We start from the raw sequence: 7,674 nt of genomic DNA, 5'->3' as shown, positions 1-7,674 counted from the left end.
CAGCCGCGGTTCCGGCCGGCGCGCGCGGGCTCGTCGTGTTCACGTCGGGGACGACCGGTGCGCCGAAACCAGTCGAGCTCACGCCGCGCATGTTGTTTGCGAGCGCAACGGCGAGCGCCAGCGTGCTCGGCTGGCGCGACGGCGACCGCTGGTTGTGCCCGCTGCCCGTCGCCCACGTCGGCGGCCTGTCCGTCATCACGCGCTGTGTCATTGCCCGCGCGACCGCAGTGATCGACGACCTCGACGGCTTCGAGCGCCATCGCGCCACCCTCGGGTCGATCGTGCCCGCTCAATTGCCCGCGCTGTGCGACCGCGACGCGCCGCCGGCGGTGCGCGCGGTCCTCGTCGGCGGAGCGGCCGCACCGGAACGGCTGCTCGCCCGCGCGCGCGCACGCGGCTGGCCGCTGCTGCGCACCTACGGCATGACCGAGGCGTGCTCGCAGGTCGCCACCGAGCGCGCCCCCGGCGCGGGCCTGCGCCCGCTGCCCGGCATCGACGTCCGCATCGCCTCCGACGGCCGCATCGAAGTGAGCGGACCGACCGTCGCCGGCGGGCGGCTGCGCACCGGCGATCTCGGCCGGTGGACGGCCGACGGCGGTCTGGTCGTGCTCGGGCGAGCGGACGACGTGATCGTCACTGGCGGCGAGAACGTACATCCGGCGCTGGTGGAGGATGCGCTGCGCAGCCACCCCGCGATTGCCGACGCATGCGCCTTCGGCCTGCCCGACGAACGGTGGGGCCAGATCGTCGGAGCGGCCATCGTCGCTCCCGCCGGCGTCGACGACGCGGACCTCGCCGAGCATCTCGGCCGGTCGCTGCCGGCGTTCGCGCGGCCGCGGCGGGTCGCCCTCGTCGACGCGCTGCCGCTGACGGCGGCGGGCAAAGCGGATCGGCGCGCCGCCGCCCGGTTGTCCACGCGCCCGTTCCCGCGGGGCTGATCGCCTCGCGGCGGTTGCGGCCGGGGGTGCGAACCGCATAGACTCCCGGGCAGGGGACCCGTGTCCGCCGACGACCGCAGCCGCGACGTACCCCCGGGCGCCCGGCCGCTTCACGAGCACCTGCGCCTGCTCGTCGACCAGATGCCCGCGGTGCTGTGGGCGGTCGACCGCAACCTCGTGTTCACGACCTCCACCGGCGCGGGGCTCGCGTCGCTCGGACTTCGGCCCGGTGAGGTCGTCGGCCGCAGCCTGTGGGAGTTCTTCTCGACGGACGATCCGGACTACGAACCGATCGCGGCCCACCGCCGCGCGCTGGCCGGCACGCCGGTGTCGTACCGCCTGCGGTGGAACGACCTGACGTTCTTGTCCCACGTCGAGCCGCTGCGCGACGCGACCGGCGAGATCGTCGGGGTGGTCGGGCTCGCTCAGGACGTGACCGAACTCCAACAGGCGCACGCCGCACTCGCCGCGTCGCGCGAGTGGCTGCTCGCCGTGTTCCACGCGATCGGCGACGGCGTGATCGCCACCGACGGCGCGGGCCGCATCGAGTTGATGAACGCGGTCGCCGAACGCCTCACCGGCTGGGCTGCCGCCGACGCGCGCGGCCGCCCGCTCGCCGAGGTGTACCAGCTGCTCAGCGAGCGCGATGGCACGCTGCAGCCGGCCGTCGTCGACCGCTCGGTCGATCCCGCCGCCCCCGCCACCGCGGAACGGCACGGCCTCGTCCGCGCCCGCGACGGGCGCGAATATTGGGTGTCCGACGTCGCCGCGCCGATTCCCGGCCGCAGCGGTCGCACCGCCGGGATCGTACTGGTCGTCCGCGATCGCACGGAGGAATGGGCGAAGCAGCGCGCCGCCGAGCAGGTCGAACGCGCCCGATCGCTGGAGCTGCTCGCCGGCGGCATCGCCCACGACTTCAACAACCTGCTGGCGCAGATCAGCGTCAACGCCGGCGTCGCGCGCCGCGCCGCCGGCGCCGACGCGCTCGCGCGCCAGTTGGCCGACATCGAAGACGCGTGCGCGCGGGCCATGTCCCTGACCAAGCAACTGCTGCGCTTCGCGCGCAGCGACGCGGTGCAACGCGACGTCGTCGACCTCGGGCCCTTGATCCGCGATCACTGCGAGTTCGCCGCCCGCGGCTCGTCCGCCGCCGTGGCGGTGGACGTCGCCCCCGACCTGTGGCGCGCCCGGGTCGACCCGGGCCAGATGGGACAGGTGCTCACCAACCTCGTGCTCAACGCGATCGAGGTGTCCCCGCCGGACGCACGCGTGACCGTAACGGCACGGAACGTCGTTGTCGACCGCGCGCGCGGTTCACTGCCCCCCGGCCGCTACGTCGAAGTCACGGTGACGGATCGCGGTCCAGGCATGCCGCCGGACCTCGCCGCCCGCGCGTTCGAACCCTACGTGTCGACCAAGGCCGACGGACGCGGGCTCGGGCTCGCGATCACGCGCGCCATCGTCGTGCAGCACGGCGGCGACATCGCGGTCAAGTCGTCGCCCGGCGCCGGCTCGTCGTTCGTCGTCACGCTACCGGCGATCGCGGGCGCCGACGAGCGGGTCGAGGAATCGCCGCCGCTGAAGGCGCGCGTGCTGATGCTCGAGGACGAACCGGCGCTCGCGCGCGCCGTCGCGGAGTTTTTGCGCACCGAGGGCTATAGCGTCGTCCACGTTGCGGACGGCGCCGCCGCCATCCGCGAGTTCGACGCGGCGGCGGCTCGCGGCGAGCCGTTCGACGTGGCGCTGCTCGACCTCACGGTGCCGGGGGGCATGGGCGGCGCGGCCGCGCTCGCCGAACTGCGCCGCCGCGCCCCCGACCTGCGCGCGATCGCCATGACCGGCTACGCCGCCGACGACGTCGCCGACCACGGCTTCACCATGGCACTCGCCAAGCCGTTTCGCGTGGACGAATTGCTCGATGCGATCGACCACACCTTGCGCGCCGTGCCGGCTCCAGCATCCGGTCGCTGACCGCGGCGCCGATGTGGACGAATCGTTTGACGGAACGGCGCGTCCGCGGTACGCGGGACGCATGATCCGGTTGATCGCCTGCGCCGGCGCGTCACTGCTCGCGTGTACTCATTCGCCGCGCGCGCCCGCGGCCGACGATCCCGCGCCAGCGCCACGCGTGGGCGCGTCCGCCGACGCGCCCGCGATTACCGTCACGCACGTCGCCGGTCCCGTGCACATGATCGAGGGACGCGGCGGCAACATCGGCGTGTCGGTCGGCGCCGACGGCAAGCTGATGATCGACGACCAGTTTGCTCCGCTCGCGCCGGCGATCGAGCAGGCGATCGACCGCCTCGGCGACGGGCCGCTGCGGCTGCTGGTCAACACGCACTTTCACGGCGACCACACCGGCGGCAACCCGATCTTCGGCAAGCGGGCACTGATCGTCGCGCACGACAACGTGCGCAAGCGGCTGGCGGCGCCGCAGCCGCGCGGCGACGCGGTGCAGCCGGCCATGGCCCCGGAAGGGTTGCCGGTCGTGACGTTCGCCGAGTCGGTCACGCTGCACTTCAACGGGGAGCCGATCCGCGTCATCCATCTGCCGCACGGCCACACCGACGGCGACAGCATCGTCTATTTCACCGGCTCGCACGTCATCCACATGGGCGACCACTACTTCAACGGGCGGTTTCCGTTCATCGATCTGGCCGCCGGCGGCGACGTCGTGCAGTACACCGCCAACGTCGCCAAGGTGATCGAGATGCTGCCACCGGACGCGAAGGTCATTCCCGGCCACGGCCCGCTATCCGACGTCGCCGGTCTGCGGGCGTTCCACGCCATGTTGGTCGCCACGACGGCGGCCATCCGCGCACAGATGCAGCAGGGCAAGCGCCCGGATCAGATCGTGCTCGATCCCAAGTGGGCGTCCTGGGGGCAGGGGTTCGTCCCCACCGACCGCTGGATCGCGACCGTCTACGAGTCGCTGCAGCGGTCCGCCGCGCAATGACCCGCGCCGCGCGCGATCGCCGTCACGGCAGCGCGTGGCGTTCGAACAGCGCCCACATCGCGTCGTTCGCGTTCAGGTCGGTCGTCGTCTTGCCCAGCCCGGGCACCTGGGCGCCGCCGGGCCAGGTGTGACCTCCGCCGTCGACCGTGCACAACACGACCTCCACCCCCTGGTCGCACCCGGACCAGGTCTCGCACGTCGAATCGCCGTTGGCATACGTCACCGTGGACGTGCCGGCGCAGCCGTTGCGGTCCACCCACCCGGCGATCGTCGCGGCGACCTGGTCGTAGGGCACGAGCGTGTCGGCCGTGCCGTGAAAATGGATCACCGATACCGGCCGCGACGGCGCGCAGCCCGGGCTCGTCTGCAAGCCGGCGACCGGCGCGATTGCCGCAATCCGATCCGACAGGTCGCAGCCGAGCCGGTGCGACAGATAGCCGCCGTTGGACATCCCCGTCGCGTAGATTCGGTGCGGGTCGACGCACAGCCGCGCCTCGAGTTCGTCGATCAGCGCGCGCACGAAGCCGACGTCGTCGATGTCCATCGCGAGCGCGTCCCCGCAGCAGCCGACGCCGCCGTTCCAGCTGTTGCCGACGCCCTGCGGGTGGACGGCGATGAAGCCGGCCGCATCCGCCTTGGCCGGCAGGCCGGAGAACCACTCCTGCTGCTGCGCGGTGGACGTGTAGCCGTGGAAGTTCAGCACGACCGGCGTGCGCGCCCGCGGATCGTATCCCGGCGGCACGTGTACGCGCGCCGTCCGCGGCCCGTCCGCCGTGTCAATCGTCCACACGTCGTCGCCGGGTTCGCCGCGCGGCGCATCGCAGCGCGCGACCGGTCGCGCATCGGCCGCCGCACCGCCCGCGTCGCCCGCGGACGCGTCCGACGCGCGCGCGCCGCCGTCGGCAGGCCGTCCCGGGCCGCCGTCTCCCGCCGCACCGCCGCCTCCGTCGCACGCCACGAGCCACGCGAGCGCGGCCGCCGCGGTCGAGCCAAGCCTCCGCGTTTGCATCGGCGCGACTGTACCGCCGGCACGCGGAGCGCACCAGCGTGAATGCGCCGCCCGCCGCTGCTACAGTTGCGGCCATGCGACACGCCTGGCTGGTCGTGGCCGCGGCGGCCGCCGCCTGCACCGCAACCGTCGACTCGGACGCGCTCGAAGCGACGATCCGCGAAGAATTGTTCGATCAAAAGGGGATCGAAGCGGACGACGTGTCGTGCCCGGAGGCGATCGAATGCAGGAAGAACAAAGCCTTCCATTGCACCGTGCGGGCTGAAGGCGGCGAGATCGACGTGCGCGTCACCCAGCAATCCGATGACTGCGACGACCTGCGCTGGTACGTGGACGAAGGAACGATCAGCAGCACCAAGATCGAGGACACGATCGAGCAGGCGTTCCACGACCGCTTCGGCAAGCGCGCGCTCGTGGATTGCGGGCGCCGCCACCGGGTGGCCGTCCCGGGGCGCGAGTTCCGCTGCAAGATCGAAAACCACAAGGGAGACGAGCGCTCGCTCGTCATCCGCGTAGAAGATGAGGCGGGCAACTTTAGCTGGAAGCTGGAGTAGGCGCCGGTGAAGCCGTTCGTCGATGAAGCGGGGGATCGCGCGCTGCGCGCCGCCATCAAGGCCATCGAGGCCCGCAGTGCCGTCGAGGTCGTGATCGCGATCCGCCACCACTCGGGCAGCTACCTGCACGCGGACCTGATCGCCGGGATCGTCGCCGGCTGGGCGGCCCTCGCGTTCATGCTGTTTTCGCCGTTCGACTTTTCGCTCATGTCGATCCTGATCGACCCGGCGGTCGCCGGCGCGCTGGTCGGCCTCGTGCACACGCAACTCCCCGCAAGTCGGCGCTGGCTCACTCCGCGATCGCGCCGGCGACAGCGCGTCGCCCAAGCCGCGCGCGCGACCTTCTTCGACAAGGGGGTCCGGCGCACGCGAGACCGCACCGGCGTGCTCGTCTACGCGTCGCTGCTCGAGCGCATGGTGGAGGTCGTCGCCGACTCGGGCGTCGTCGACGCCGTGGATGCCGACGCGTGGCGACGCACCGTGACCGAGATCGAACGCACCCTGGCGGACGCGATGAACGCCGTCGCCCTGGCGGGGGCGATCGAGGCGCTCGGCCCGGTGTGCGAGCGAGCGTTGCCGCGCGCGGCCGACGACGAAAATGAACTCCCCGACGAGGTGTGTGCGCCATGAGCCGTGCCGGCGCGGTGCGCAACGCGTGGGCGACGATTCGGCGCGCACTCTGGCGGCCGTGGCCGTGGCTGGCGATCGCGGCCGCCGTCGCCGCCTGGTGGGCCGCCCCGGCCGACGCCCACGCGCGGCCCGGTGGCGGTCACAGCTACTCGGGCGGTCACAGCTACTCGGGCGGTCACAGCTACTCGGGCGGTCACAGCTACTCGGGCGGCGGCGGAGGAGGAGGCGGAGGCGAACTCGCGGTCCTCCTGATTCGGCTCATCGTCGTGTATCCGGAGATCGGCATTCCGCTCACGATCATCGTCGTCATCGGCGTGCTCGTCGCGAAACGGAACAACGGCAATCTGTCGAACTGGGATGTCGGGTCGTTCGTGCCCGAACCGCCGCCGCCGCCGCCGCCGCCGCCGCCGCGCCTCGACGAGATTCGCCGCGTCGACCCGGATTTCTCGGAAGTGCTGTTCACTGACTTCGCCTACGCGCTGTACGCCCGTGCACACCAGGCGCGCGTGCACCCCAACGCGATGCGCACCTGCGCTCCGTACCTGTCCGAGCCGGTTCGCCAGCAGTTGCTGTCTCGAACGCCGCAGGGGGTGCCGGTTCACGGAGTCGTGATCGGGGCGATGCGGCCGGTGACGGCGATCGTCCCGAGCACACCCACCGACGAGGACGGCACACCCAAACGGTGCACGGTCGTATTGGATTTCGAGTCCAACATGACCGCGGGTGCGCCGGGAGACGAGCGCACCTATTACGTGCACGAGCGGTGGACGCTCAGCCGCGACGCGACCGCGCGCAGCCGGCCGCCCGCGAAGGCTCGCAGCCTCAACTGTCCCAACTGCGACGCGCCGTTCGAGTCGTCCGACGACGCCACCTGCAGCTATTGCGGCGAGGTCGTCAACGACGGTCGCTTCGAGTGGGTCGTGACCTACGTCGCCCTGTTGCATCAAGAGGACCGGCCGCCGTCGCTCGCCGGTCACACGCCGGAGCGCGGCACCGATCTGGCGACCGTTCGCGACCCGAACGTCGACTCCGAACTCGCGGCCCTGCAGACCGACGACCCTGCGTTCTCGATCGAGGCGTTCGGAATGCGACTGCAGACCATCTACTCCGTGCTCAACAGTGCGTGGGGCGACATGGACTTGCCGCGCGCGCGCCCGTTCGTATCCGACAGCCTATACAACTATCTCCAGTACTGGATCGACTGTTACCGCGCGCAAGGGCTTGTCAACCGCAACGACAACGCGCGGATCACCAACTGGATGATCGTCAAGGTGGTGCGCGACGCGCACTATGCGGCCATTACCTGCCGCGTGTGGGCCGAGGGCTGCGACTACACGCTCGACCAAAACACTGGCCGCGTCGTCGGCGGCAGCAAGTCGACCGTGCGCAGGTATACCGAGTACTGGACGTTGATCCGCGGCGCGGCCACCCGCGGCGCAGCGCGCTGGGAGCTTTCCTGTCCGAACTGCGGCGCGGAACTCAAGATCAACATGGCCGGTACGTGCGAGTTCTGCAACGCCCACGTCACGAGTGGCGAGTTCGACTGGGTGCTGTCCAAGATCGAGCAGGATGACGCGTACGCCGGCT

The 7,674-nt window shown here is 71.5% G+C and carries 7 protein-coding genes; 6 read left to right on the top strand and 1 reads right to left on the bottom strand.

Going from position 1 to position 7,674, the window contains the following annotated elements; translation table 11 throughout:
• The 3 genes from D6689_15145 to D6689_15135 all read left to right on the top strand — a co-directional run.
• Positions 1 to 938: 2-succinylbenzoate--CoA ligase (locus tag D6689_15145; GenBank protein ID RMH39985.1), on the top strand; the 938-nt coding region annotated here is incomplete at its 5' end.
• A 60-nt stretch (positions 939 to 998) separates the two neighbouring features.
• A complete protein-coding gene (locus tag D6689_15140) occupies positions 999 to 2,909 on the top strand; it encodes a PAS domain S-box protein (GenBank protein ID RMH39984.1) in 1,911 nt (636 codons plus the stop codon).
• Positions 2,857 to 3,894 (top strand): MBL fold metallo-hydrolase, encoded by a 1,038-nt coding sequence (locus D6689_15135; protein RMH39983.1) that lies wholly within the window; start codon positions 2,857 to 2,859, stop codon positions 3,892 to 3,894. The genes D6689_15140 and D6689_15135 overlap by 53 nt, the downstream gene beginning before the upstream one ends.
• 22 nt (positions 3,895 to 3,916) lie before the next feature.
• Here D6689_15135 and D6689_15130 read toward each other — a convergent pair whose 3' ends face one another.
• Entirely contained in the window at positions 3,917 to 4,903 is a 987-nt protein-coding gene (locus D6689_15130; protein RMH39982.1) for a hypothetical protein, read from the bottom strand.
• Between the two features lie 74 nt (positions 4,904 to 4,977).
• Between D6689_15130 and D6689_15125 the strand changes: the two genes are divergently transcribed.
• From D6689_15125 to D6689_15115, 3 genes are all read left to right on the top strand, one after another.
• Entirely contained in the window at positions 4,978 to 5,457 is a 480-nt protein-coding gene (locus D6689_15125) for a DUF4333 domain-containing protein (protein RMH39981.1), read from the top strand.
• A gap of 6 nt (positions 5,458 to 5,463) precedes the next feature.
• The gene (locus tag D6689_15120) at positions 5,464 to 6,087 is read left to right on the top strand and encodes a hypothetical protein (protein ID RMH39980.1); all 624 of its coding nucleotides are present in this window, start codon (positions 5,464 to 5,466) and stop codon (positions 6,085 to 6,087) included.
• On the top strand, positions 6,084 to 7,674 hold a 1,591-nt coding region (locus D6689_15115; protein ID RMH39979.1), incomplete at its 3' end, for a hypothetical protein. The genes D6689_15120 and D6689_15115, both read left to right, overlap by 4 nt.

This window comes from Deltaproteobacteria bacterium, from assembly GCA_003696105.1.
Classification (GTDB): domain Bacteria; phylum Myxococcota_A; class Polyangia; order Haliangiales; family J016; genus J016.
This window is presented reverse-complemented; position numbering and strand designations above follow the sequence as displayed.

Coding starts and splice junctions, on each gene's coding strand:
- D6689_15130 (RMH39982.1), bottom strand. CDS start 4,903: ATGCAAACGCGGAGGCTTGGCTCGACCGCGGCGGCCGCGCTCGCGTGG.
- D6689_15125 (RMH39981.1), top strand. CDS start 4,978: ATGCGACACGCCTGGCTGGTCGTGGCCGCGGCGGCCGCCGCCTGCACC.
- D6689_15135 (RMH39983.1), top strand. CDS start 2,857: ATGCGATCGACCACACCTTGCGCGCCGTGCCGGCTCCAGCATCCGGTC.